The organism is Paraburkholderia sp. RL17-373-BIF-A, assembly GCF_046030175.1.
Classification (GTDB): Bacteria; Pseudomonadota; Gammaproteobacteria; order Burkholderiales; family Burkholderiaceae; genus Paraburkholderia.
In genome coordinates, this window is the sequence record NZ_JARESO010000031.1 from 21,390 (window position 1) to 45,573 (window position 24,184).

Below are 24,184 nucleotides of genomic sequence, written 5' to 3' on the forward strand. Positions count from 1 at the left end.
GGCGAACGTACGGCATGCCGGCCAGCGCGGGTCCCGTTGACCCCGACGATTGCGTTCGAACTCGATCTAATGGCTTGCGGAACGCTGATCGTCGAGGCTTTCCATACTTAACCGGATTGGTGTCGCTTGAATGACAGGGGCCTGCGAACTGAATGACACAGGCGTCTCGCTACCATGAAAAAAACAGTCGCGATGCCGTTCATCCGAATGGTCGTTGAATCCATTTAGATTCCTAAATGATCAACCATGAGGTGGGTACGGACAATAAGACTTTGGTCGCACGGTTTATCGAATATTTCAGTTTCCTTCCATCGAGAAGCGGCAGCATTTCCGAAGTGGGCCAAGGCGATCACAAAAGCAGATCGACCGGGAAGGGCGACGTCTCGCCGCAACGCAGAATCGCAGATTGGCAGGCCGTACGAGCCGTTCCAGCAGGATCCGTTTCCTGGGGCTGTGCGCAACGCTGCGGACTGTGGCAGCCAACTGATCCTTACATTTGGGTCGGGCCAGTATGGGACCAAAGGCTCATTGTCACTGAACAATCCCGTGTCCGATAATGAAGTGTGAGAGGCCCGCGAGGCAAAAAGATCACGCGGTTCGGAATTACGTTTCCATACAGGTGACTGACGCCCGTCGTTCTGGCGGTCGAAGTCATGGTTTTCACCTGGCGGAGCGAATTTGGCCGGTCGGCCTACCGTCGCCCTGCAACCCGTCCAGTTCGAGGTTCCCGTGAAGAAAATCATTGCAACGTTCCTGCTGTGCACCGGCGTGCTTGCCACGACGAGTTGGGCACAGACTGCTAGTGGGCCCGCGGCGAACGCGGCATCAGGCGGCAATACGGATGAGATCGTGAAGATGCATCAGCAGGTTGCCGCAGCCAACAGAGCGTATGACCGGAAAGTCAGCGCAGCGAAAAGAGTCTACAACGAGCAGAAGGCAGCTGCGGCAAAGGTCCGCGACGAAGCCATTGCTGCGGCCCATAGCGGCGTGGATTAATAGACCAGTTCGGTTGCCGCTCAGCGACCCGTCATCTATCCATCGAAGGGGAAAAGTCCACAGCTTCGAAAAATAACACTACCCCGTGCCAGGCATGGGCGATGCAAACGACCGATGTTCGCGCGGTTGTGGGTTGGAGGGAGTAGCCATGAATCGGTGGAGTGAAAGACTGTCGCAAGCGGTCTGCATATGGTTCGTCGCTGTCGTGATGATGGGTTCGAATGGCGTGAGCGCCCAGAATCCACCGCAGCAGCCGACCTTCAAGCCAGAGGAGATCGAGGCGCTGGTTGCACCAATCGCACTCTATCCCGACTCTCTTTTATCTCAGGTACTGATGGCCTCCACCTATCCACTGGAGATCGTGCATGCCGCGCGCTGGGTCAAGTCCAATCCGAACATAAAGGGCGACGCCGCAGTGAAGGCGGTAGAGGGGCAGCCTTGGGATGTCAGCGTGAAATCGCTGGTCGCGTTTCCGCAGGTACTCGAGCCGATGAACGACAAGCTCGACTGGACCCAGAAACTGGGCGACGCCTTCCTCGCGCAGGAAAGCGACGTGCTCGCTGCGGTACAGCGACTGCGCTCGCGCGCTGAGAAATCGGGCAACCTGAAGTCCAATGAGCAACAGAAGGTGATCTCGGAGCCTGCGCCGGCGGGTGGGCAAGCCGCGCAGACCATCGTGCGCATCGAGCCGGCGAACCCGGAGGTGATCTACGTGCCGGCCTACAACCCGACCGTTGTGTACGGCGCATGGAGCTATCCGACCTATCCTCCGTACTACTGGCCACCGTCCCCGGCTTACTATCCCGGCGCCGCACTCGCCACTGGATTTGCCTGGGGCGTCGGCCTTGCCGCCGCGGGAGCAATCTTCGGCAACTGCAACTGGGGTGGTGGAGACGTCAATATCAACGTCAACAAGGCCGCCAATATCGATCGCAACTTTGATCGCACCAAAGTTCAGGGCGGCGGCAAGTGGCAGCATGATGCCAGCCATCGTCAGGGCGTCGCCTACCGTGATAACGCGTCCCGCGAGAAGTTCGCCAATAATGTCTCCGGCGCCGACGCGCGCGGTGACTTCCGTGGCCGCACCGGTGACGCAGGCGACCGGGCCGGCGCCGGCAACCGCGCGGGCGGCGCGAACAATGCCGGCGTAGGCGACCGCGCAGGTGGCGGGAACAACGCCGGCGTGGGCGACCGCGCAGGTGGCGCGAACAACGCCGGCGTGGGCGACCGCGCAGGTGGCGCGAACAACGCTGGCGTAGGCGACCGCGCAGGTGGCGCGAACAACGCCGGCGTAGGCGACCGCGCAGGTGGCGCGAACAACGCCGGCGTGGGCGACCGCGCTGGTGGAGGGCCGACTGGAGGCGTCGGCAATCGTGCTGACGGAGGGAATACTGCCGGTGCCGGCAATCGCGCGGCAGTGTCCGATCGGGCCGGTACCGGAGCCGGGCGCGACAGTGCCTTCCAGGGTGTGGGTGGCGGTGGCGCCTCACAGCGAGACTTCAACCGGGGCCAAGCCAGCGCGCGGTCTTCGGGCTTCAACAGATCGGGCGGCGGGGGCGGGATGCGCTCGGGTGGTGGCGGACGTGGCAGACGCTAGGGAGGCACGAGCATGAAGTCATTACTACGATTTCCTGCGGCTCGGCTCGCCGCGATCGGCGGTTCAGTCGTGGTTGCGCTGGCACTCTGCTTCGGGGCGCCTCCTGCTGCATACGCGCAGACGGACTTCAAGTCGCCGGAAGAGGCGATGACGGCGTTCGGCCACGCTGTTGCCAATAACGACGAGGCAAGTTTAAGGGCTTTGCTGGGCGTCGACTTTCGGGAACTCATCCCGCCGGTCGGCGCCGAGATCCGAAGCCGCTTTCTGAAGGCCTGGGACACGTCGCATGCGATTCAGGCGACGGACAGCGAACGTGCCGACATCCTGGTGGGCAACGATGGCTGGACTCTGCCCATCCCCATCGTGAAATCGGCCAAAGGCTGGCATTTCGACACGCGCGCCGGAGTCGAGGAAATGCGCTTGCGCCGCATTGGCCGAAACGAGCTTGCCGTCATCCAGACAATGCTGGCGGTCTACGATGCGCAGCGCGAATACGCCGAGACGGACCATGACGGCAGTGGCGTGCTCGCCTATGCGAAGAAGCTGTCGAGCTCGCCCGGCAAGCAGGACGGCCTGTACTGGCCAACCGGCCCCGATGACAAGCCAAGCCCGCTTGGGGCCGCCTTCGTGACGGCGGGCGCGCGCACCGGGCAGGCAGGCTATTACGGCTACCACTACAAGCTGCTCACGTCGCAGGGCCCTCACGCCCTTGGCGGGGCGTACGACTACGTTGCCAAGGGCAAGCTCTTTGGCGGCTTCGCCGTCGTTGCCTGGCCTGTTCGCTACGGGGATACCGGCATCAAGAGCTTCATGGTCAGTCACGACGGGCAGGTCTACGAGCGTGATCTTGGCCCCGACAGCGCGAAGAAAGCTGCGGCGATGCAGTCATTCGACCCCGGCCCCGGATGGGCGCAGGTGGCACATTGATGCGCCTTCTTCTACTCGCGGCTGCCTGCGGCGTGCTCGTCGCGCTATCGGCATGCCCTTACTACGCGGTCCCCGCCGGCACGGTGGTGATGACGCCAGCCAGTTACGATCGCTCGTTTGCCGCCGCGGCAGGCGCCATGCGCGACGAAGGCCTGGCCATTACCGTACAGGATCCGGCGAACGGCACCGTCGTTGGAAATTTCGGCAGCGTCATCGTGACGGCCGGCGTGCGCCAGCAGGCCGATGGGAGCGTACAGGTGCGGTTCGACTCCAGTGACGCACGCGACCCGACTTTGCTTCAGCGCATCTCGCGCAGCTACGACCGTCGTATGGGACGATGAGCGAGGCCAGGGTAGGGCGAAGCCTCGCGCCATGCACGCAACGTGCGGTCAATCTAACGTGTCGCTTTGCCGATTTGGATGGGTGGTGCTAATCGTGAGCCTGGTCGGTCTGATACCTGGCAACCGCCATGTCCATGTTGAAGAACATCCTGTCGTTTCCGAGCGCCTCTCCCAGCGGACAGCGCCGCACCATCGCGAGCACGTCGGGATTGAGACCGACTAGCCAGAGCACGACTCCCTGCTCCTCACGAATTTTCCTTTCCGCATCGGTCAGCATCTTTAATGCCGTGTATTCGAAGTCGAATACAGCAGAGAGATCGAGCACCACCACTTTCGGTTTGGGCTCGGCAATTAGCAGTCTCAGCTTCTCTCCGACGCGCATGGCATTGGCAAAGAAAATGCGTCCCTGCGGCCTCAGCATCAGTAGGCCGGGGAAGGTCTCGTCGGCGGGGTTGTCGGTCGAGCGCGGACGGAAGACGTTCGTGCCGGGCTTCCTGCCCAGTACATAAACCGGCGGGTCCGACATCTGATGAGCGAGCGCGGCCAGCGACACGATGATCGCGACGACAATCCCTTCGAGCGTGCCGACCACGGCCACGCCGACCAGCGCGACCAGCGCCCAGATGAACTCCGTGCGACGTACCTTGAGGATCTCCCGGAATTCTGCCGGCTTGATCAGTCCGATCGAATAGACGATGACTACCGCTGCCAGTGTCGCCTCCGGCATCAACCCGATGAGCGGTGCCAGAACGAGCATTGTGCCGAGCGCGGCTAGCGAGGTGACCAGTCCGGAAAGTTGGGATCGCGCACCCGAGAGCCGGTTCACCGCGGTCTGCGTCGTCCCGCCGCCAGCGGCCATGGCGCCGAAGAAAGCGCCGCCGAGGTTTGCCAGTCCCGTCGACAGCAATTCCCTGTTCGGCTGTGGAGTCGGCTCGCCGCTTTGCGCAAACGCCCGTCCTGCCGCGATGGATTCGGTAAAGCTCATGAGTGCTATGCCCAGCGCAGGGGGCCAAAGCATCGTCACCATCTGCAGATCCGGCGGCGTAAAGGGAGGCAGTCCCGTGGGGACGTGGCCCACCGTCGCCACACCATACGCCGGCAAGGCGAACAGTTTCACGGCGGCAATGCCGGCCGCCACCGCGACCAGGGGTGCGGGCGCACGGGGGAGGAAGCGCTCCATGGCGACCAGCAGGACGATCATGACCGCGCCGACGGCCACTGTGGCCCAGGACGTTTGCGGGATCTCATGAACGATGGCGAGCAGGTTGTGAAACAGCGCGCCTTTCTGAAAATGGATGCCGAGTAGCTTCGGCACCTGGTCCACGACGATGACAATTCCGATGCCGGCCTTGAAGCCAATGAGCACCGGTTCGGAAATAAAATTCGCGATGAAGCCCAGCCGGAGCAGTCTCGCTACGATAAGAATCGCCCCTACCAGGCATGTCAGCGTCGCCGAAGCCGTCAGCAGGCTGGCCGGATCGTTCGCGGACGCCACACCGCCGAGTGCCGCCGCGACCAGGATTGCGATCGTGGTCGTCGTACTCACGCTGAGGACACGCGAAGATCCCAGCAAAGCGTAGATCAACATGGGAACGAAGGCGGTGTATAGCCCGACCTGAACCGGAAGGCCGGCAATGGTCGCATACGCCAGTGCCTTCGGGATCACCACCGCGGCTAGCGTCAGGCCGGCAATGATGTCGGGCCTCAGCCACGCTGCCCTGTAGTCGCCAATCCATTCCGGGAAGGGCAGGCGGACGCTGCCGGCCGACCGCCGTAGTGGAGGTCCATTTCGCTTTTCCCGGCGGGACGACTGTTCCTGTTTCATGGCAACGATGGCCTTCGTCTACAGTGAGCTCCCGAGGTCAGAATCGCTCAGCGATGTACTTGAACGGATAGTGCGGTTCCTCATAGCCGTCCGCTTTTTGCCGCCTGGGAAGCGTCACTTTCCTGCGGGGCATCGCCGTGTAGGGAATCCGGTGAAGCACATCGCTGATGACGTTGAGCCGCGCGCGACGTTTGTCATTCGAATTCGCCACGTACCACGGAGCGATCTCGGTGTCCGAGGCCTCGAACATTGCGTCGCGCGCACGCGAGTAGTCATACCACCGGCTATAGGATTTCAGGTCCATATCCGTGAGCTTCCACACCTTGCGCCCGTCGTGGATGCGTGCTTCAAGACGGCGGGTCTGTTCCTCGGGGCTGACTTCGAGCCAGTATTTGAGCAGGATGACGCCGGATCCGACGATCGCCCGCTCGACGAGCGGCACCGCCTTGAAGAAGCTCTGCGCGTCCTCATCGGAGCAGAAACCCATCACCCGCTCGACTCCCGCGCGGTTGTACCAGCTGCGGTCGAAGATCACGACTTCTCCAGCGGCGGGGAGGTAGGGCAGGTAGCGTTGCACGTACATCTGGCTCTTTTCGCGCTCGCTCGGCGCGGGCAGCGCGACGACGCGAAAAATGCGCGGACTCACACGTTCGGTGATCGCCTTGATGGTGCCGCCCTTGCCCGCGCCATCGCGTCCTTCGAAAACGATGCAGATCTTGCTGCCTGTTTGAATCACCCATTCCTGGAGCCTGACCAGTTCGACATGCAACTGGAACAACGCCTTCCGATACTCCTTGTAGGAGAGCGTTTTGTCTGCCCCGGACGGGTCTTTTTTCGCTTGTGTCTTCGCCATTACCATGTCTCCATGCGCACGTTGACCTGAGTAATTTTCCGAAGATCCCCTACCAATGTAGGCTTCGGCGTGAAGCAACGCCATACAACCTTGGTCCAATATCGTCGCCACATCGAACGCCGTATGCTGCAAGCGTCTGCTCGTAGTCAGCCGATCCGAAGGTCGCCATGTCACCGGCATGGTTCGGTTCGATCGCCGCCATCGCACCAGGCACACGCCGCTCGATGTGGCATTTCCAGCGGCTGTCGGAACACCGGGCGCCGGTGTTGCCGTATTGGAATGTTGGCGGGCTTGTTCACGGATGCGCCACGGTTTCCCATGTGTCGCCGGCTGGCTTGGACAGGCGATCCCATTCAGCTTGAGACCGTGCTGTGCGGTGCTCAACACTCGCTGATCGACCTGCCCGGCGCTCGGGAGGAAATTCGAAAGAGTGCGGCCATTGTCGCGCGGGGTCCCAGCATCGAACATTATTCGCTCAAGCCGGCCTTGCCCTGACCGGTGTCAGGCGCTGCCAGTATCCGTCGAGCAGCACACCGCGTGCACATGCCATGCAGACACGGCAGCCCGATCGAATCCTGAGCACGTGGGAGTAAGTTCTTCTTTGCATCGTCGCGCTATCGTGCCGGTCGTCTAACAACGAGGCCGTTATGGATACACTCAGGGCTCTGCTCGAAACTCAGCCGTTGTTCACGCTGTTCCTGACTATCGGATTGGGTTATGTCGTGGGCGAGTTCAGCATAAAGGGCGTCTCGCTCGGATCGGGCGCGGTCCTCTTCGTGGGACTGGTGATCGGAGGATTCGCACCCAAGTCGTCACCGCCTGCCCTTCTCGGAACCCTTGGTTTGCTGCTATTTCTTTATGGCATCGGCATCCAGTACGGGGCCCAGTTCTTTAAGGGCCTCACCAGCGCCGATGGACTGCGCGCCAATGCGGCAGCCGCTCTGGGAGTCGTTGGCGCGGGATTCGTGTCTTTGGCTCTCGTTCCGATGTTTGGCGTCAAACTCGATGAATCACTCGGGATGTTCGCGGGCTCGGGTACCAGCACAGCGACCTTGCAGGCGATCATCGCAGCGACAAAAAGCGACGGCGCCGCTGTCGGCTATAGCGTAGCCTACCCGTTCGGCGTTGCAGGTCCCATCCTGCTCATTTACATGCTTAGCGCACTGCTAAAAGTGAAGGTCGAGCAGCCGCCGGAAAAGCTCATAGAAACCGCTGAAATTGCGCTGAAAAACGGCGCATTCATCGGTCTCAGGTTTTCCGAGTTGACGGCACGACTGCCGGCCGGTGTGGCAATCGCGGCCGTGCGTCGCGAACACCACAATCTCCTGCCTGGGGACGACCTCGTCCTGCACACGGATGATGTCCTGCTTGCCACTTCTATGGACCCCGCGATGCTCAAGGACGCAGCCGCTCTTGTCGGAGAACTGCAGCCGGGGAGGATGACCAGTCACCGGGAGGATCTCGACTATGCGCGCGTATTTGCGTCGAGCCGGGCCGTGGTGGGGCGATCGCTTCGGGACATCGCCTTCCCTGAAGGCGTGATCTGCTCGATTGCTCATGTACGTAGAGGTGATGCCGACATCTTGCCCAGTTCCGACCTGATCCTCGAGTTCGGCGACCGGGTCGGCCTGCTCGCCAATCGAGCTCAGATGAAGGCGATCCGTAGATTCTTCGGCGACTCTATCAAGGGCACCGCGGAGCTAAGCTTCATCTCCATCGGCGCCGGCGCAGCCGTGGGACTACTCATCGGCATGATCCCGATCCCTATTCCGGGGGTCGGCAAGCTGACCCTGGGGCTGGCTGCGCTGCTGCTGGTTGCGCTCTACCTCGGCAAGATTCGCCGCTCTCCACCATTCGTCTGGACCATGCCTCTCTCGGCCAATCTGGTCCTGCGCAATTTCGGCCTGACGATCTTTCTCGCCCAGGTGGGGATCGCTTCCGGGCCGAAGTTCTTTGCGACAGTCGGCGCGACCGGCATTTCGTTTCTCCTCTGTGGCGTGGCGATTCTTCTCGCACTGGTGCTGATTACAGCGTTCTTCTGCCTGTGGGTTTTCAAGCTGCCGTTTGACGCGACGGTGGGAATCATCAGCGGCGCGACGGGGAATCCGGCCATCCTGGCCTTCGCCAATCGCGTTGCTCCCACAGACAGGCCGGACGTCGGTTACGCAATGATTTTTCCTTCGATGACTATTGTGAAAATCCTGTTCGCGCAGATCGCTGTTGCATTGGTCGGTGGATAGCCGACCAGGCTTTTGGCGAAAAGCCGGACCTCCATGAAACCGGGAGACACGCGATGAAAATTGCCGTATTCAGCGCCAAGCCCTACGATCGCGAATTTCTCAATGCCGCGAACGTTACCGAGGGCCATCAACTCAAATACTTCGACGACCCGTTAGAACTGGAAACCGTCGAACTTGCCACGGGCAATGACGCCGTCTGTATCTTCGTCAACGACACTGCGGATGCAGCGGTCCTCGACGCACTCAAGCGCGGGGGAACACGCCTCGTCGCGCTGCGCTGCACCGGCTTCAATAACGTGGATCTCAAAGCCGCCGACCGTCTCGGGGTGAGGGTGGTTCGAGTCGTGGATTACTCGCCCAACTCGGTTGCGGAGCATGCGGTTGCATTGCTGCTGGCGATCAATCGGCGGATCCACCGGGCCTATAACCGAACGCGAGATTCCAATTTTGCGCTGGACGGGCTGATGGGTTTTGATTTTTGCGGCAAGACAGTGGCCGTGGTCGGTACAGGCAAGATTGGCCGTGTCTTCACCAGGATCATGCTTGGTTTTGGATGCAAGGTCATCGGCTACGACAAATTCCCGTCACCCGAATTCGAGGCGTTAGGTGCCAGCTACGCGCGTCCACTGGAAATTGGTTCGAGCGCAGACATCATTTCGCTGCACTGCCCGCTGACTCCGGAAACCTTTCACATCATCAATGCCGACAGTCTGGGCAGGGCAAAGCGCGGGGCATTGCTGGTCAATACCAGTCGTGGTGGGCTGGTGGACACCGAAGCGCTGATCGAGGCACTCAAAAGCGGGCAACTGGGAGGGGCGGCGCTCGACGTGTACGAGCAGGAAGCAGAACTTTTTTTTCGCGACCTTTCCAGCACCATCATTACCGACGATGTGCTTCAACGCCTGATCTCGTTCCCGAATGTCATCGTTACCGGTCATCAGGCGTTCCTCACGCGTGAAGCCGTGACGACGATTTGCCAAACAACCCTGCGAAGCGTCACCGAGTTCGAAACGGGCCAACCGCTTTCGAACGAAATCAGGACATCCTGAACCTCACCTCAGGCGTTCGTTCGACGATGAGGGTGAATAGAACATCGCGCACAGCATCACGCCACACGGACGGAGGGATGACGTCATGGCAACGAGAGGCCGAATCGTGAGGGCGATATGGCTGCTGCTGCTCGCTGTGATGTGCCTGCCGTCGCGAGTCGAAGCGGCGGACGGGCAAACCCTGATGATTGCGAAGGCGCGCGGTGCGCTGCGCTGCGGCGTTAGCGAGGGGATTGTCGGCTTTTCCGTACGGGATGCCGCGGGACACTGGTCGGGTATCGATGTCGACTTCTGCCGCGCCGTGGCGGCCGCCGCCCTCGGCGACCCCGCACGGGTCGCATTTGTTCCGCTCACGGCGTCAGCGCGTTTTCCGGCGCTTTTGACGGGTGAGGTCGATCTGCTCGCGCGCAACACAACGTGGACCCTGCTTCGTGAAGGGGCTCTCAAGGTCCAGTTCGCGGGTGTTCTGTTTTACGACAGCCAGGCATTCATGGTGCCGGGGCGGGGCGGAGCACAGTCGGTTGCCTCGCTCAAGGGTGCCACGGTCTGCGTACAGAAGGACACGTCCACCGAAGAACATCTGCTTGCCTACTCGGCGGCGAACGGGCTCGACATCAAGCCGCTCGTGCTGAAATCCGCGATTGAACTGGAACAGGCGTTCTTCGCCGGGCGTTGCAGCGCATACACGGCCGACGCGTCCTATCTGACTGCCATACGCTTGCATGCGCCAGGCGGCGCGGCATCGGTCGTCATCCTTCCGGAGCGGATCTCGAAACAGCCACTTGGCCCGGTTGTCCAGGGCGGTGACGTCTCCTGGCTGATTCTCGTGCGCTGGGTGCTGTTCACGCTGATCGCAGCAGAAGAACTGGGCGTGACCTCTGAGAACGTGCAGGAACGGATGAGCGATCCCCTTGTTCGGCAGGCGCTTGTTCCCGACGATACAGTCGCCCGCGCGATCGGTGTCGAACCCGAGTGGACACTTCGGGCGTTGCGAAGCGCCGGTCACTATGGAGAGATGTTTGACCGAAACCTCGGCGCGCGCAGTCCGCTGCGGCTCGAACGCGGGATCAACGAATCGTGGACGCATGGCGGGCTGATGTATGCGCCGCCGATGCGCTGAACCCAGCGAGGCGCGTCATGAGCGAACTGCAGGTCTATATTGTCCTCGGCGTGTTCGCGACGGTCATACTGGTGATCGCGTTCAACGTGATCGATATGGCCGTCGCCGCGCTTGTCGGCGTGAGCGTTCTGATCGCGCTGCGCATACTCGACGAACAGGACATGCTGAGCGCGGCCCGAACCGCCGCGGGTCCGATCAGTCTGTTGTTCGGCGGCATGGTGGTCGCGCGCATCCTGTCATCCACGGGCCTGTTCGACCTGGTCGGCGACCTGTATCTGCGGGCCACCGGCGGAAGCGGTAAGCGCTTCCTGCTGCTCCTGATTGCGATTGTCGCGCCGCTGTGCGCGTTCCTGCCGAACGCGACCACGGTCGTCCTGCTGGCCCCCATCATCATCCGCGTGGCCGTGGCGCTCGAGGTGGACATCGTCGCTCCGATGGTGCTGACCGCCATCGTCAGCAACTCAGCCGGACTGCTCACGCTGGTCGGCGATCCGGCGACGTTCCTCGTCGGCAGTTCGATCGGCATGACGTTTGGAGAGTACCTGCGGCGCGTCAGCCTGGGCGGTGTCGTCGCCGTTGGGGTCGTGGTGCCGATGCTTCCGCTCCTGATGCGCGACATATGGCAGATCCGGCGGACCTTGCCGGCCCGTGAGCCGCGTGCGCGGCTCCAGCGGCCTATCTATGCGGGCGTGTCGCTCGTCGTGCTCGCGACGATGATGGCGCTGTTCGTGTTCGGCGAGGACTTGCCTACGCGCATCGTTCCGCCGGCGGTTGCACTGATTGCCAGCGCACTGGCGCTGCTGGTCGGCTACGCGTCCAGGGTCGAGTCTACCGATAGCGTGCTGCGGGAGGTCGACTGGAAGACACTGGTGTTCCTCGGCGCGGTTTTCTGTCTGGTTCAGGCGATGACCAGGACGGGTCTGCTTCAGGTCATGGCACTCCAGCTCTATCAGCAATTCGGCACCCAGTTGTCGCTCGTCGCTCTGGTGATGATTGCCGGAATTGGACTGCTGTCGTCGTTGCTCGCCAACGTACCGGTTGCAGCGGCGTCCATTGTGATGGTCAAGGGATACCTGGTGGCGGCGGAGTTCGTACCCGACATCGCGTTGTCCGACCAGTTCACCCAGTGGCCGCCAGTCACCATTCCGGTGTTCGTCGGGATGATGTTCGGCGCGACGCTCGGAGGCAACGCCACACTCATCGGTGCGGCCGCGAACATCGTATCGGCGGGTATCTGCGCACGCGAAGGCAGGCCCGTGACGTTCGCGACGTTTCTGCGCTATGGACTGCCTGTGACACTTGTGCAGCTCGCAGCGTCTGCGCTCTACGTGCTCGTGCTGGCGCGGGTCTCGCACTGACTCGCGAAACTGACCATGGGGGCAGGGCGGCTTCGACACCGCGTGTGGATCCGCAGGATCTGGGCTGGATCGTTTCGAGGGGCGGGCGTCTTTGTTGAACATCTGCGCGCAACGTACGCGAGGCCTCGCGTGCAGTTCACAGCCACTGCGCGTGCAACCCTGTCGACGCATCGATCAGTTCGCGCGCGATGACTGTTTATTTCCTGGCCGCGCCGGTGACGCGTGACCCTCGTTGTCCGTGGAGCCAGGTTCTCGCGTTGAACCGACTGAGGAGAAGTAGCCGCCGCAGTGTTCCCAGCTACGCAAGCCACGTAGCGAGACTAGCCGCCCAACCCCGCAATCCCCAGTGCTATAGTTGTCCCGTCATTCTTCTGCGATCCTGACTCCCATGTTTTGCGACGCGTGCGAGAGAATGCTGCAAAGCGCTATTCCTGCGCCCCATCCACAGTTGCAGAAATCAGACTGTTCGACGAGGCTGCGTCCACTGGGTCGCCGCCCGCTCGAAGTGTGCAGATATCGCTGTCTTCAGTGCGGGGTCAACTGGATGCTCGAAACCGACATGTCGAACGCGGGCGAGCACGAGTGGATCTGTCTTTACCATTCGTCGAGCATTCTCGAGCCAGGCAGCGCTTCGGCGCCCACTTCGCAGGTGGAAACGGATTCTCCAACAGTTGCGCGGGTGAACGCCGCTTATGCAGTGGGCCCAGAAAAGCCGTATCAAATGTTGATTCAGCTGGGATCGCTTCCCTTCGTATGACGAACTAGCGCCGGCCGCCGCCGCCGCCGCGTGCGCCTCCGCCACCGCCGCCACCACCACGGGCTGCGCCGCCCCCACGGTTATAGTTCGAGGACTGCGCGCTCGCTTGCCCGCGATTGTAGTCGCGCTGCGTCGCGGTGCCTCCGCCGACGCCCTGGAATGCCGAGTCGCGGCCACCTCCCGAGTAACCGCCGCCGCTTCTGTCAAAGGTTTGTGCGTTTGACGGAGCGGCACGAGCGGACGTTTGCGCGCGATTGCTCGCCGCCGCACCTCGATCCGACGCCTGTGCGCGATTGCTCGCCGCCGTACTTCGATCGGACGTCTGTGCGCGATTGCCGGCTGCGGCGTTGCGGTTGGACGTCTGTGCCCGATTGCTGGCTGTAGCACCTCGATCGGACTTGTTGGCCCGATCGCCGGCACCCGCGGTATTCGTTCGGCCTGTACGGTTGGCGGCGGTCGCGTTGTTCTGGCGACCCGTGCGATTTCCGGCTTCCGCGCGGTTGGCGACGCTCGCACGCTCGGTAGCGCCGCCGGTGCGACCGCGATAGTCGCGTCGCGCGTCGGCGCCCTGCGTACCCTTCGAGTACCTGTCACGCGTCGCGTTGTCGCGATAGGCGACCCCCTGACGATGTCCCGCGTCGTGCTTCCACTTGCCGCCCTCTACCTTGGTACGGTCGAAATTGCGGTCGATGTTAACGGCCTTATTCACGTTGATGTTGACGTCATTGTTATTCCAGTTGCAATTGCCGAAGAGTGCGCCCGCAGCCGCGATGCCGACCCCCCATGCGAACCCGGTCGCAAGAGCGGCGCCGGGGTAATAAGCCGGATACGGCGGCCAGTAGGTCGGCGGGTAAGCGGGAGCGCTCCAGCCGCCGTAGACGACGGTTGAATTGTAGGAGGGCACGTAGACGACCTGGGGATTGGATGGCTCGATGCGCACGATGGTTTGCGGCGTCTGGCCACCTTGTGGGCGCTGGCCGCCTTCGCTCGGGGCCGGCGCTTCGACAACCACCTTCTGTTGCGCGTTAGACGTCAGGTGTCCGGCTTTTTGCGCACGCACCCTTAATCGCTGCACAGCGTCGAGCACGTCCTTTTCATTCGCAAGGAACGCATCTCCGAGCCTCTGGGTCCAGTCGAGCTTGTCGTTCATTGGTTCCAGCACCTGTGGAAATGCCACCAATGACTTCACGCTGACGTCCCACGCTTGGTCCTGCACCGCTTCCACAGCAGCTTCACCCTTCAGATCCTTGTGCGTTTTCACCCAGCGGGCAGCATGCACGATTTCGAGCGGATAGGTCGACGCCATCAGGATTTGCGATAACAGCGAGTCGGGATAGAGCGCGATCGGCGCGACCAGCGCCTCGATTTCCTCCGGTGGAAATTGCTGGGCCTGAGGCTCGGGCGCCGAGGCTGGGAGTGGCACGGACGCTGCGGCCGCAACAGAGGCTGCAACCGGGGCAGAGGCCGGCGCTGTGGCCGGTGCTGAAGCGGGCTGCGTCTGAGCCTGCTGATCCTGTTGCTTCGATGGGCAGCCCGTCAACACGACGACGAGGCTGATGCTTAAGAGCCGTGCAATCCTTCTCGTCATGGCCGCTCTCCGTTCGTTCCGTCAGGCAGCGAGTTGTTCGTGGGCTTCAATCTCACCGAGGCGGATGATCAGGCGGATGATCCGGTGACTGGTCGCGCGCGGCTACGTTGCACTGTGCGCAGATGATGGAATACATATTGGACTAGTGCTCGCCGTACGATCGGTACAGCCGGGTCTTCCAACTGCGGGCCGACCGCCGTGGTGGAGGTCCATTTTGCTTTTCCCGGCGGGACGACTGTTCCTGTTTCATGGCAACGATGGCCTTCGTCTACAGTGAGCTCCCGAGGTCAGAATCGCTCAGCGATGTACTTGAACGGATAGTGCGGTTCCTCATAGCCGTCCGCTTTTTGCCGGCTGGGAAGCGTCACTTTCCTGCGGGGCATCGCCGCGTAGGGAATCCGGTGAAGCACATCGCTGATGATGTTGAGCCGCGCGCGACGTTTGTCGTTCGAATTCGCCACGTACCACGGAGCGATCTCGGTGTCCGAGGCCTCGAACATTGCGTCGCGCGCACGCGAGTAGTCATACCACCGGCTATAGGATTTCAGGTCCATATCCGTGAGCTTCCACACCTTGCGCCCGTCGTGGATGCGTGCTTCAAGACGGCGGGTCTGTTCCTCGGGGCTGACTTCGAGCCAGTATTTGAGCAGGATGACGCCGGATCCGACGATCGCCCGCTCGACGAGCGGCACCGCCTTGAAGAAGCTCTGCACGTCCTCATCGGAGCAGAAACCCATCACCCGCTCGACTCCCGCGCGGTTGTACCAGCTGCGGTCGAAGATCACGACTTCTCCAGCGGCGGGCAGGTACGGCAGGTAGCGTTGCACGTACATCTGGCTCTTTTCGCGCTCGCTCGGCGCGGGCAGCGCGACGACGCGAAAAATGCGCGGACTCACACGTTCGGTGATCGCCTTGATGGTGCCGCCCTTGCCCGCGCCATCGCGTCCTTCAAAAACGATGCAGATCTTGCTGCCTGTTTGAATCACCCATTCCTGGAGCCGGACCAGTTCGACATGCAACTGGAACAACGCCTTCCGATACTCCTTGTAGGAGAGCGTTTTGTCTGTCCCGGACGGGTCTTTTTTCGCTTGTGTCTTCGCCATTACCATGTCTCCATGCGCACGTTGACCTGAGTAATTTTCCGAAGATCCCTTACCAATGTAGGTCTCGGCGTAAAGCAATGCCATACAACCTTGGTCTAATATCGTCGCCACGTCGAACGCCGTATGCTGCAAGTCTGCGCTCGTGGTCAACTGATGAAGGCGGTGAGGAACCACATTCGTGCCACGCGCGCGGAATGCCGCAGGGCGGGGTAGTCATCCGATCCTGATGAACCTGTACAAGCGTCACGCATCCGACAGCTAGATGAAGCGTGAATATCCGCGCTCCCCGTTCGCTACGCCGCATTGCCCGTTTCCAATCCGCGAGAGGAGGCCTCCTCGCTCAACGGCATTCGCTCGGCGCGAGGTGTCGAACGCCACGTGCCGATTCGGCAGGGTAGTGAGTACGATCAGAGTACGATCACGCGCTAACCGCAATCGGAGAGTTCATGTACGCTACTGGTCCGACGGATGAGGAAGACGTCGAAGCGCGCGAGCCGGTTCTGGATACCGTCGACCGGGTGTCGGAACTGTGTTTTGGTCTGTTTATGGCGCTGACGTTCGTCGGCGCCGTGTCGGCCGTGACAGCAGGCGAAGACGCTGGGCGAAAAATGTTCTACACGGCACTTGGCTGCAACCTCGCGTGGGGCCTGGCGGATGCTGTGATGTTTCTCATACGCACGCTGACCAATCGCGGCAGACGGCTCACACTCGCGTCGACGGTAAGAAGCGAGCCGGACGCGGCCGCCGGAGTTCGCGCCCTTCGCGACGCGTTGCCAAGATGGATCAAACCCTTGATTGCCGATACGGAACTGGAACTCATCCGCGCGCGCCTCGCTGCCATCACTGCTTTGCCGCACCGCCCGCGCCTCGTGCGCAATGACTTCATCGGCGCGGTGGGCATTTTCTTGATCGTGGTCTTCTCGACGTTTCCGGTTGCATTGCCGTTCATCCTGTTCAGGGATGTCCCGACTGCCTTGATCGTGTCGCGTGCACTCACCCTTGCCATGTTATTTGCCAGTGGCGTGGCGCTAGGCCGCCACGCCGGCTACGGCGGATGGAAAACAGGATGCGCGATGGTTGCGCTCGGCGTCGCGCTGACCATGGCAATCATTGCATTGGGTGGGTGATGCCTGGTCGGCTCCGCCGGATTGCCCAGCTCCCGCCTGACCCGCACGAGTTGAGCTTCTTCGGGCAGTCGTCGCGTTCTCGACCGTCACGTTGATCGACAATGAACGGGTACCCTGCATGCACATATAGAAGCCAGAGTGCACGAATACATCGACAGGCAAACGCATCAGGATCAAGAAACTGCTTCAGCTTTGCGCTCATTCATCCTCGCTTCACCTGTAGCCTGTATGGGCGCCCGGGTGATTGCGGTGCGATGTAACCCGCGAGACTTCTGTTCGCTATGGAAGAAAACGGTTGTGCGCGAGCGTCGTCGATATTTGAAGTTTGTCGATCCCGCGACACCGGCGCTTGCGCCATCGAACCACCTGGATGACATCGTGATAATTAACTGGGTACGAAATGAAACTGTTCGGGTCTACCCTATTTGCTGATCTATGTCAGAAAATGCAGGATGCCTTGGCCTATAGTGATCCTGCCGATCGGGAAAAATGACGCAAAGTCCCCGGTAAATAATTTGCGGCGGCCTATACTAAATTACAGCTATTACCTTGCCGGATGTTCGCGGCAACTTTCGCGAAGTCAACTAGGTCGTTGAATCCAGTAGATCAGGCGCCGCAGCCGTATTGGCTGAATCAGCGCGAACTGGGTACGGAGATACCGATGATCAATCCGATCATGCAGGGGAGAGACCGGGTGATAGACGTAGTTACAACGTCAATAGCTTGGTTCGCACAACAACGCTATTTTCTTCAAAGCTTTTCCCCCGACATACGTGCTTTCCGAACTAGTGGCGCCACGATTCGCGAACGACACGATTCTCATTCAACGACGTCGACGCAGGTCTTACTCCCATCCCTTCACTGTGACATTGGCGTGTCGAGCATGCAGGCCACGGCCGACCCCCTTGAGGATCCTGATTCGGCGCCGGGATGGAGAGGGCGTGTTGTCACGTGCGTGTCGTGGTTACTGGGAGGCGGCCGCGGTACGCGCCGGATGCTCAACGCAAGGATTCCTTTGCGGGAGGCGCTTGAAATGATGCCGGTCCCGATCGTCACCGTCGACCATCGGAATCAGATCACCTTTGCGAACGCTCGAACGATAGAACTGTTCGGCTACACCAGAGAACAGCTGGCCGGCGCGTCGACGGAGATTCTATTCCCGATTCGTGGCGTGGGTGGCGACCATTTGGAAGTCGAAGAGCGTGGCGAAGCAAGCCAAATCGCCGGCGTTTCAACGACACAGGTGCTGGTCGCGCGGCGGCGTGATGGAGTCGGTTTTCCCGCGGAAACCAATACCACGAAATACACGGTTCACGACCAGGTACTGCGCATCATCGCAATATCGGATCGCAGTGCCTCCCAAGAAGTGGATCGAAACCGGAAGGAACTCGTACATCTGGCGCGCGTTTCGTCTCTGGGGGAGCTCGCCGGATCGCTTGCACACGAGTTGAAGCAGCCACTCACCGCCATTTTGTTCAACGCGCAAGCGGCACAGAAATACATGGAGTCGGAGACTGCCGACAAAGCGGAGCTCCGGGGCGCGCTAGAAGATATCGTCACGGATAACCGTCGGGCGAGCGAAGTCATCCAGAAGATCCGGACATTGGCGCGGAAAGGCGATATTGAATTGCAACCGCTGGACGTCGGCAACGTCGTACGCGACATTGCTGTTCTTGTGCATAGCGACGCCCTGACTCGCGGCGTTCGCACCCGCTTCGACATTTCCGAAAATCTGGCGATGGTTTGGGGTGACAAGGTTCAACTTCAGCAGGTCGTACTGAACCTGCTGTTGAACGCTTTCGATGCGGTCAAGGAGTGTGCTCCCGCGGAACGTGTGGTCGAGACAACCGTGCGCGAAGAACCGGATGGAGGAGTGCGGATTACGGTGAAAGACAACGGGCTGGGCCTGACCGTCGACAAGATGGACAAGATTTTCAGGGCTTTTTTCACTACCAAACTTCAAGGACTCGGGCTGGGTCTTTCCATCAGCCGCACGATCATCACCGGTCACGGAGGCAGGATATGGGCGGAGAACAACAATGGCAAGGGAGCATCGTTCCACGTAACGCTGCCCCAGGGAACCGGCTTGCGACAGGGCTGCGGCCCACAGTCACCATGAGCCAGCCCACAACCCGTGTTTTCGTCGTGGACGACGACGAACGGGTAGGATGCGCACTCACCCGCTTGCTGCGCGCCTCGGGCTATCACGTCGAATGCTTTGACAGTCCGGAAGCGTTTCTGGATAGAACCGATCTGGCGAGCACACCCGCTTGCCTCGTTCTCGATTTGCAGATGCCCGGCATGACGGGGCTGGAGGTGCAGCACAAGCTTGATCAGCTCCTTCCCATCGTGTTTCTGACGGGGCACGGCGACGTCGTCTCGAGTGTGGATGCGATGAAAGCCGGCGCATTCGACTTTCTAACCAAGCCGGTAAGCGAATCGCTCATGCTCGCTGCGATAGATCGTGCGCTTAAGCGCGCATGTATAGAGTTTGCGAAAAGAACCCAAAGGGCGGAGATCGAGGAACGGGTTAATCATCTCACGCGCCGCGAGCGCGAAGTCATGGCGCTCGTATTGACAGGTCGATTGAACAAACAGGTTGCCAGCGATCTGGGCGCAGCCGAAAAGACGATCAAGATTCATCGGGCCCGAGTGATGGAGAAGATGAAGGCGAGATCAATTGTCGAACTCGTTCGGCTCGCGGAAAAGGCCGGTGTGCACGCGGCCGACGACGAGTGATCCCCGCGCGGTCTGATCGACACCTCATACGATGCCTGCTCGGCCTCAACCACTGTGGTCGACGCTGCTAGTGGACCAAAGCCCTATATCTCATTTTGCTATCTCCCGGTAGGCTGAAGCTGCAAAAATCTACTAGCGAGAGCGATTGCGTGGTCGCATCGTAATATGGTCAATCCCAACCAAATCGTTGCTGTGGTCGACGATGACGAATCGGTTTGCCGCGCCATCAGGCGTTTACTGCAGTCTGTCGGTATAGAGGCAGAAACGTTCTCCAGTGGTGAAGAGTTTTTGGACACGCTTTCGGCGATTCCGTCATATCGGCCTTCTTGTGTGGTTCTGGATATCCAGATGCCGGGAATCAGCGGCTTGGAGGTCCAGCGTCAGCTTGCGCCGATCGGACTGCCTATCATCATGATTACCGCACACGACGAGCTTTCCGCTCGGCAGACCGCGCTTGTGTCAGGCGCTGTCGCGTATCTGCGTAAACCATTGAACGGCGCCATCCTGATCAAGGCCGTGGAAATGGCGGTAGGCGGTACGCCGCTGACCTGAAGCATTTTCATGAACCTTTGACATCTTGGCGAGCAACGATTTCGTTTCCGCCCATCCGCATTTCAGGTCATCCATAACAGTGACGCAGATCTAGAAAGATAGGCGCGCCACCGCAGTATGCTATTGGACCTTGGTTCAATTGCATACTGCGGTGCTCCGCGCAAGATGCGGACTGGGGGTGGGTGTGGCCAAGCTTCGTCAGTTGTGCGCTTTCATGAAACACGAGGAACGTCGGCCCACGGCAGCACGGGCGCGGGAAACGCGTCGCTTCGAAGACCGGGGCGTTTACCCCTATTATCCGGGACGGAGGATCGCAGGATGAGCCACCTCGTCGTCGCACTGATTGTATTCATCGTTGTTCTCGGCAGCGCACTAGCATGTTCCTACCTGCGCGACGTGCTGCCGCAACACCACTTAAGCGACGAATCGATCAGTATGGTGAAGCTGACGACCGGCCTTCTCGCTACTCTTGCCGCGTTAGTCCTTGGTCTGCTCATATCATCGGCGAAAGGCTCTTTCGACACGACGAACGGGGAGCTTGTACATAGCGCCGTCAACATCGTGCGTCTTGATCGCGTGCTGGCCAGATATGGACCGGAGACACGCGATATCCGCGCCCAGCTTAAACACATCACCGCTGCGTCGATCGCGTTACTCGCTGACGGTGATGCGGCACAAGTCGTGCGAATGACTGGCCCGGAGGCAATAGCCAGGACAGAAGAGTTTCAACGCCAGGTGGAAAACCTCTCGCCGCACAACGCAGCGCAAAGTCAATTGCAGACCAAGGCGCTGCAGATTGTCGATGAAGTTTACACCACGCGCTGGCTGGCATTGCTCCAGGAGAAAGCCTCCATCCCCACGCCGTTACTGGTTGTTCTGGTGGTGTGGCTGGGCATCATTTTCGGCACATTTGGCCTGTTCGCCCCTCGCAACGGCACAACGATCACTGTCCTGGTCATGGGCGCGCTGTCGGCGGCCGGCGCAATTTTCATGATCATGGAAATGAACACACCGCTCGATGGGGTAGTCAGAGTCTCCCTTGGACCCATGCGCGCCGCGCTCACCATACTTGGGCAGTGACCACTCGATCGCGGAGGTATTTGTTCGCTGGTCACCTGTTCAAGACTCACCAGCGATTGAACCAGCGTGATGTGCGAGTTGACGTATAAGGGGCTGAATCATCGCTGCTCGCAATAGGACTTGAGGACTCGAAGTGCAATATGCGCGGGAGTGAATGCGACTAAACTGGAATATGCATCAGTCCGGACGCATCGTCCCGTCGGGAGGAAATCGCAAGAATCTCACGCTGGTCACATCAGGAGGTGAGTATGAAGATTCTGTTCATGTTGATATGTGTAGTGCTGTCTTCGACTGCGTTCGCGGAGTGCGTCACCAACGCTCGTGGCGTGACAGCGTGCAACAACGCACAAGCGGCCGGCGGCTATAACGCAAATACGGGCAACGCGTGGAAGGCTCAAAAGAATCAGAACGGCGTGACGACGACGCAAACCAGCAAGGGTGGAGAGGCCAAGACGAAGAACGGCAAGGGTGTCTACAAGAGCCCGAGTGGAAAAACATGCTATCGCAGCGCCAACAGTCAGGGTTGCAATTAAAAATAGAAAATGGGATGCGAATGCGGAGCGGCTCATCTCAACGGACGCGGCTGCAAATGCTATGGGCGCCGCTCGCGCACCAGCATGCCGGTCCCCCGATTCTGCCCACACAGCCGCGGCGGCGCGGGTTATCCGGATGCTTCGCGAGAGCGAATGCACCGGGTCAGCGGCGGCAGTTTATGCGGGCGGCGGTATCACTCGGTAGTAGACGCCATTCGCACCATAGGACGGTTGGAACCACGTATTGCCGCACAAATAGTAAGTGCCACCCTGAACCTTTGGGGAGATACAGCCCGCGGGCAGCGCTGCGTAGACCGAACCCATCGCGAACTGTGTGCTGGCAACCGCAGCGGTGTTGTACGCATTGGCGCTGCCGGCCGCGACACCGGCGTTGTATGCGTTCGATGTCGCGGCTGCCGTGTTGGCCGAAGCAATGGCGGCGCCGGCTGCTACACCGACTACTGCGCCCGCGGCGGCTGCGCCTGCTGTGGACCAGCCGCCGCAGTTGTAGCAGCCGGACCCGTAGTTATTCACGACGACCGGCGGATGGTACGCAGGATAGGTCGCACCGTAGTAGGGACTGTGATAGGCCGTCGCGCCCGATGAGCTCGTGTACGTCGTGTAACCGGATCCCGTAGCGTGGGTTGCCGTGCCGCCGTAAGCGCTGGTCGCGGTGGTGCCCTGACCATATGTATGGGTCGCGGTCCCGCCGTAACGATTGGTAGCGGTCGTTTGCCCCGACCCTTCCTGGTGGGTCGCAGTACCGCCATAGCGGCCGGTTGCGGTCGTGCCTTGCCCGTATGTGTGCGTTTCGCTGCCACCCCAGGCATTGCTGCGGGTTGTGGAATCCGAACCGGGCGCGTGCGATGTGCTACCTCCGCGATAGTTCGCATGCGACCACGCGCCGGCTGGATCGGTGACGAGCGCCGCAACGAGCACACTCAGGAGACGGATGACAACGGTCTTCATGATGCGTGTCCTTATTGGGTCCCTGGCGGCTTCGTCTTTGGCGGCGGCTTCATTCCTGGGGCGTCGGTCTCGTCCGGGCGCGCGAACGCGATGCGCGCCGCACCGGTCGCTTTGGCCGAAGCAAAGGCATCCGCGGGGACGGTCACATCGAGTTGCCAGTTGGACAGTTCCAGCACGTGACGCAGCCTGGCCCGGTCGTTAAGGTAGACGGCATAGATGCGCCGCGGCAGTTTGTCCTGCGTGCCGATCCAGATCTGCACGAACACATCCCCGGTGATATACGCGACCATGTCTGTCGTCGTATCGCCGACCACGCGCGATTGACCAATATAGAAAGCGACCTTCAGTCCGTCGGCAATGTCCTTATAGGGATCCGCGACGACCACATCGGTAAACGGGAAATAAATCGCGGCGGAATCGTAGGCGAGCTGTAGCGCGGCGTCGATCGTCGGTGGCGCGTCGGCGACGGCAACCAGGTTTTCCGCCGGCTCGAACGCCATCATCGCCTTACCGTCGTAATAGAACTCAGAGGGCGGCCCGTCGCCGAGGGTGATGACCTTGAGCTTGTCCGGCCGCTGCAGTGTCACCTCCGATCTGGTCGAATAGACGAGGGGAGGACCGAGGCGGCTCGGACTCTCATAGGAGACGACGGCCGTGAATGCCATCGATCGGGCGGCGGCCAGGCGGGCGCACGCCGCTTTGAGCACCTCGATCGCGCGTGGTTCGAGTCCTGGCTGGAACGCCGGAGCGGCAGCCTTCGCGGGCCTGGCCGCTGCCTTAGCCGTGTGCTGTGTTTTCTGTGGCTGCTGGGTGTGGCCGCTCGCGATCATGCCCAGGCCAAGCGCGGCGACGGTCACGCAGCACAGGAATTTCGCGTAGGTCATCGTGGCCTCGATGAGTAGTCCAGTTCAGCGGCATACCCGGCGATGATCACGGGATCATGCCGCACTCGAACATCTTGCTGGCAATCGGAGCAGCCACTTTGTCGATGAACGCGGCACGCATCTGCGGATCGCTGCGGAGCAGTTCTACGGCCTGTTGTTCCTTCTCCGGCTTGGGCCGGCCTTTTTGCTGGGCCTTTTCCTGCCACAACTGCTCGCATGACGATTGCTGATATTTTTGAACGAGCTTGCCGGCAACCATATCCAGAACCGGGTATTGCGCAGCTGCGGTACCCGCGAACAGCAGCGCCGGTGCGATCGCAAAGCATAAGAGACGCTTGTTCATGACATCGCCCTCACATAGCCATCAAACGGTTATCAGCGAGGAAAAGTGTCGCGACCACCGCTTTCGTAACACTGACCTGGTTCCTGATTTCCGCAGGCCGAGCTCTGGAAAGGGCAATCAAACGCGCGTGCCCAAGAGACAGAATAGGGGACCTGTGCGGACACCGATATTGAACCTTGGTCTAACGTGTGTGCGCAATCCGC

At 60.7% G+C, this 24,184-nt stretch carries 21 protein-coding genes; 14 read left to right on the top strand and 7 right to left on the bottom strand.

Annotated features, from left to right (window positions below):
- The first annotated feature begins 729 nt into the window (after window positions 1–729).
- From P0D80_RS30810 to P0D80_RS30825, 4 genes are all read left to right on the top strand, one after another.
- Window positions 730–996, top strand: a complete 267-nt coding sequence (locus P0D80_RS30810; protein ID WP_408181890.1) for a hypothetical protein — start codon at window positions 730–732, stop codon at window positions 994–996.
- Window positions 997–1,144: 148 nt separating this feature from the next.
- Complete coding sequence (locus P0D80_RS30815; protein ID WP_408289526.1) at window positions 1,145–2,593, top strand: DUF3300 domain-containing protein; 1,449 nt, start codon at window positions 1,145–1,147, stop codon at window positions 2,591–2,593.
- 12 nt (window positions 2,594–2,605) lie between these two features.
- Window positions 2,606–3,520: a DUF2950 domain-containing protein gene (locus P0D80_RS30820; protein ID WP_408289529.1), complete on the top strand. Its 915-nt coding sequence runs from the start codon at window positions 2,606–2,608 to the stop codon at window positions 3,518–3,520.
- Window positions 3,520–3,861, top strand: coding sequence for a hypothetical protein (locus tag P0D80_RS30825; protein WP_408181887.1), 342 nt, complete (start codon window positions 3,520–3,522; stop codon window positions 3,859–3,861). The genes P0D80_RS30820 and P0D80_RS30825 overlap by 1 nt, the downstream gene beginning before the upstream one ends.
- Before the next feature lie 88 nt (window positions 3,862–3,949).
- On the opposite strand, the gene P0D80_RS30830 is transcribed toward P0D80_RS30825, so the two are convergent.
- Complete coding sequence (locus tag P0D80_RS30830; RefSeq protein ID WP_408289533.1) at window positions 3,950–5,686, bottom strand: SulP family inorganic anion transporter; 1,737 nt, start codon at window positions 5,684–5,686, stop codon at window positions 3,950–3,952.
- Window positions 5,687–5,723: 37 nt separating this feature from the next.
- The gene (gene ppk2, locus P0D80_RS30835) at window positions 5,724–6,539 is read right to left on the bottom strand and encodes a polyphosphate kinase 2 (protein ID WP_408181884.1); all 816 of its coding nucleotides are present in this window, start codon (window positions 6,537–6,539) and stop codon (window positions 5,724–5,726) included.
- A 647-nt stretch (window positions 6,540–7,186) separates the two neighbouring features.
- On the opposite strand from ppk2 (P0D80_RS30835), the gene P0D80_RS30840 reads away from it, so the two are divergent.
- The 4 genes from P0D80_RS30840 (at window position 7,187) to P0D80_RS30855 (ending at window position 12,306) form a co-directional block, all read left to right on the top strand.
- Window positions 7,187–8,779 carry an aspartate:alanine exchanger family transporter gene (locus P0D80_RS30840; RefSeq protein ID WP_408181883.1) on the top strand — a complete coding sequence of 531 codons (1,593 nt, stop codon included), beginning with the start codon at window positions 7,187–7,189 and terminating at the stop codon, window positions 8,777–8,779.
- Between the two features lie 53 nt (window positions 8,780–8,832).
- Window positions 8,833–9,828: a 2-hydroxyacid dehydrogenase gene (locus P0D80_RS30845; RefSeq protein WP_408181882.1), complete on the top strand. Its 996-nt coding sequence runs from the start codon at window positions 8,833–8,835 to the stop codon at window positions 9,826–9,828.
- Between the two features lie 85 nt (window positions 9,829–9,913).
- On the top strand, window positions 9,914–10,948 hold the full coding sequence (locus tag P0D80_RS30850; protein WP_408181880.1) for an amino acid ABC transporter substrate-binding protein: 1,035 nt from the start codon (window positions 9,914–9,916) through the stop codon (window positions 10,946–10,948).
- Between the two features lie 17 nt (window positions 10,949–10,965).
- On the top strand, window positions 10,966–12,306 hold the full coding sequence (locus P0D80_RS30855; protein ID WP_408181879.1) for an ArsB/NhaD family transporter: 1,341 nt from the start codon (window positions 10,966–10,968) through the stop codon (window positions 12,304–12,306).
- Between the two features lie 761 nt (window positions 12,307–13,067).
- On the opposite strand, the gene P0D80_RS30860 is transcribed toward P0D80_RS30855, so the two are convergent.
- The gene (locus tag P0D80_RS30860) at window positions 13,068–14,651 is read right to left on the bottom strand and encodes a DUF3300 domain-containing protein (RefSeq protein ID WP_408289539.1); all 1,584 of its coding nucleotides are present in this window, start codon (window positions 14,649–14,651) and stop codon (window positions 13,068–13,070) included.
- Between the two features lie 287 nt (window positions 14,652–14,938).
- A complete protein-coding gene (gene ppk2, locus P0D80_RS30865) occupies window positions 14,939–15,754 on the bottom strand; it encodes a polyphosphate kinase 2 (protein ID WP_408289542.1) in 816 nt (271 codons plus the stop codon).
- Window positions 15,755–16,200: 446 nt separating this feature from the next.
- Here ppk2 (P0D80_RS30865) and P0D80_RS30870 point away from each other — a divergent pair, with 446 nt between their 5' ends.
- The 6 genes from P0D80_RS30870 to P0D80_RS30895 all read left to right on the top strand — a co-directional run bounded on the left by P0D80_RS30870 (window position 16,201) and on the right by P0D80_RS30895 (window position 21,785).
- Window positions 16,201–16,881: a hypothetical protein gene (locus P0D80_RS30870; protein ID WP_408181875.1), complete on the top strand. Its 681-nt coding sequence runs from the start codon at window positions 16,201–16,203 to the stop codon at window positions 16,879–16,881.
- Window positions 16,882–17,542: 661 nt separating this feature from the next.
- A complete protein-coding gene (locus tag P0D80_RS30875; protein ID WP_408289546.1) occupies window positions 17,543–19,000 on the top strand; it encodes an ATP-binding protein in 1,458 nt (485 codons plus the stop codon).
- Window positions 18,997–19,620: a response regulator transcription factor gene (locus P0D80_RS30880; protein ID WP_342960743.1), complete on the top strand. Its 624-nt coding sequence runs from the start codon at window positions 18,997–18,999 to the stop codon at window positions 19,618–19,620. Before P0D80_RS30875 ends, P0D80_RS30880 begins: the two co-directional genes overlap by 4 nt.
- Before the next feature lie 165 nt (window positions 19,621–19,785).
- The gene (locus P0D80_RS30885) at window positions 19,786–20,172 is read left to right on the top strand and encodes a response regulator transcription factor (RefSeq protein WP_408181871.1); all 387 of its coding nucleotides are present in this window, start codon (window positions 19,786–19,788) and stop codon (window positions 20,170–20,172) included.
- A gap of 318 nt (window positions 20,173–20,490) precedes the next feature.
- Window positions 20,491–21,252, top strand: a complete 762-nt coding sequence (locus P0D80_RS30890) for a bestrophin-like domain (protein ID WP_408181870.1) — start codon at window positions 20,491–20,493, stop codon at window positions 21,250–21,252.
- A gap of 248 nt (window positions 21,253–21,500) precedes the next feature.
- Complete coding sequence (locus P0D80_RS30895) at window positions 21,501–21,785, top strand: hypothetical protein (protein WP_408181868.1); 285 nt, start codon at window positions 21,501–21,503, stop codon at window positions 21,783–21,785.
- A 177-nt stretch (window positions 21,786–21,962) separates the two neighbouring features.
- Here P0D80_RS30895 and P0D80_RS30900 read toward each other — a convergent pair whose 3' ends face one another.
- From P0D80_RS30900 to P0D80_RS30910, 3 genes are read right to left on the bottom strand one after another with little or no spacing between them, the layout of a single operon-like run.
- Entirely contained in the window at window positions 21,963–22,754 is a 792-nt protein-coding gene (locus P0D80_RS30900; RefSeq protein ID WP_408289551.1) for a hypothetical protein, read from the bottom strand.
- A gap of 11 nt (window positions 22,755–22,765) precedes the next feature.
- Window positions 22,766–23,638 (bottom strand): DUF2092 domain-containing protein, encoded by an 873-nt coding sequence (locus P0D80_RS30905; RefSeq protein ID WP_408289554.1) that lies wholly within the window; start codon window positions 23,636–23,638, stop codon window positions 22,766–22,768.
- 46 nt (window positions 23,639–23,684) lie between these two features.
- Complete coding sequence (locus P0D80_RS30910) at window positions 23,685–23,981, bottom strand: hypothetical protein (RefSeq protein ID WP_132383115.1); 297 nt, start codon at window positions 23,979–23,981, stop codon at window positions 23,685–23,687.
- Between the last annotated feature and the right edge of the window lie 203 nt (window positions 23,982–24,184).

What these genes read in the sequence shown, in the direction of transcription:
- P0D80_RS30890 (WP_408181870.1), top strand. Translation starts at nt 20,491, where the DNA reads ATGAGCCACCTCGTCGTCGCACTGATTGTATTCATCGTTGTTCTCGGC.
- P0D80_RS30840 (WP_408181883.1), top strand. Translation starts at nt 7,187, where the DNA reads ATGGATACACTCAGGGCTCTGCTCGAAACTCAGCCGTTGTTCACGCTG.
- P0D80_RS30885 (WP_408181871.1), top strand. Translation starts at nt 19,786, where the DNA reads ATGGTCAATCCCAACCAAATCGTTGCTGTGGTCGACGATGACGAATCG.
- P0D80_RS30855 (WP_408181879.1), top strand. Translation starts at nt 10,966, where the DNA reads ATGAGCGAACTGCAGGTCTATATTGTCCTCGGCGTGTTCGCGACGGTC.
- P0D80_RS30815 (WP_408289526.1), top strand. Translation starts at nt 1,145, where the DNA reads ATGAATCGGTGGAGTGAAAGACTGTCGCAAGCGGTCTGCATATGGTTC.
- P0D80_RS30880 (WP_342960743.1), top strand. Translation starts at nt 18,997, where the DNA reads ATGAGCCAGCCCACAACCCGTGTTTTCGTCGTGGACGACGACGAACGG.
- P0D80_RS30825 (WP_408181887.1), top strand. Translation starts at nt 3,520, where the DNA reads ATGCGCCTTCTTCTACTCGCGGCTGCCTGCGGCGTGCTCGTCGCGCTA.
- P0D80_RS30900 (WP_408289551.1), bottom strand. Translation starts at nt 22,754, where the DNA reads ATGAAGACCGTTGTCATCCGTCTCCTGAGTGTGCTCGTTGCGGCGCTC.
- P0D80_RS30850 (WP_408181880.1), top strand. Translation starts at nt 9,914, where the DNA reads ATGGCAACGAGAGGCCGAATCGTGAGGGCGATATGGCTGCTGCTGCTC.
- P0D80_RS30870 (WP_408181875.1), top strand. Translation starts at nt 16,201, where the DNA reads ATGTACGCTACTGGTCCGACGGATGAGGAAGACGTCGAAGCGCGCGAG.
- P0D80_RS30830 (WP_408289533.1), bottom strand. Translation starts at nt 5,686, where the DNA reads ATGAAACAGGAACAGTCGTCCCGCCGGGAAAAGCGAAATGGACCTCCA.
- P0D80_RS30910 (WP_132383115.1), bottom strand. Translation starts at nt 23,981, where the DNA reads ATGAACAAGCGTCTCTTATGCTTTGCGATCGCACCGGCGCTGCTGTTC.
- P0D80_RS30875 (WP_408289546.1), top strand. Translation starts at nt 17,543, where the DNA reads ATGATCAATCCGATCATGCAGGGGAGAGACCGGGTGATAGACGTAGTT.
- P0D80_RS30860 (WP_408289539.1), bottom strand. Translation starts at nt 14,651, where the DNA reads ATGACGAGAAGGATTGCACGGCTCTTAAGCATCAGCCTCGTCGTCGTG.
- ppk2 (WP_408289542.1), bottom strand. Translation starts at nt 15,754, where the DNA reads ATGGCGAAGACACAAGCGAAAAAAGACCCGTCCGGGACAGACAAAACG.
- P0D80_RS30845 (WP_408181882.1), top strand. Translation starts at nt 8,833, where the DNA reads ATGAAAATTGCCGTATTCAGCGCCAAGCCCTACGATCGCGAATTTCTC.
- P0D80_RS30895 (WP_408181868.1), top strand. Translation starts at nt 21,501, where the DNA reads ATGAAGATTCTGTTCATGTTGATATGTGTAGTGCTGTCTTCGACTGCG.
- ppk2 (WP_408181884.1), bottom strand. Translation starts at nt 6,539, where the DNA reads ATGGCGAAGACACAAGCGAAAAAAGACCCGTCCGGGGCAGACAAAACG.
- P0D80_RS30905 (WP_408289554.1), bottom strand. Translation starts at nt 23,638, where the DNA reads ATGACCTACGCGAAATTCCTGTGCTGCGTGACCGTCGCCGCGCTTGGC.
- P0D80_RS30820 (WP_408289529.1), top strand. Translation starts at nt 2,606, where the DNA reads ATGAAGTCATTACTACGATTTCCTGCGGCTCGGCTCGCCGCGATCGGC.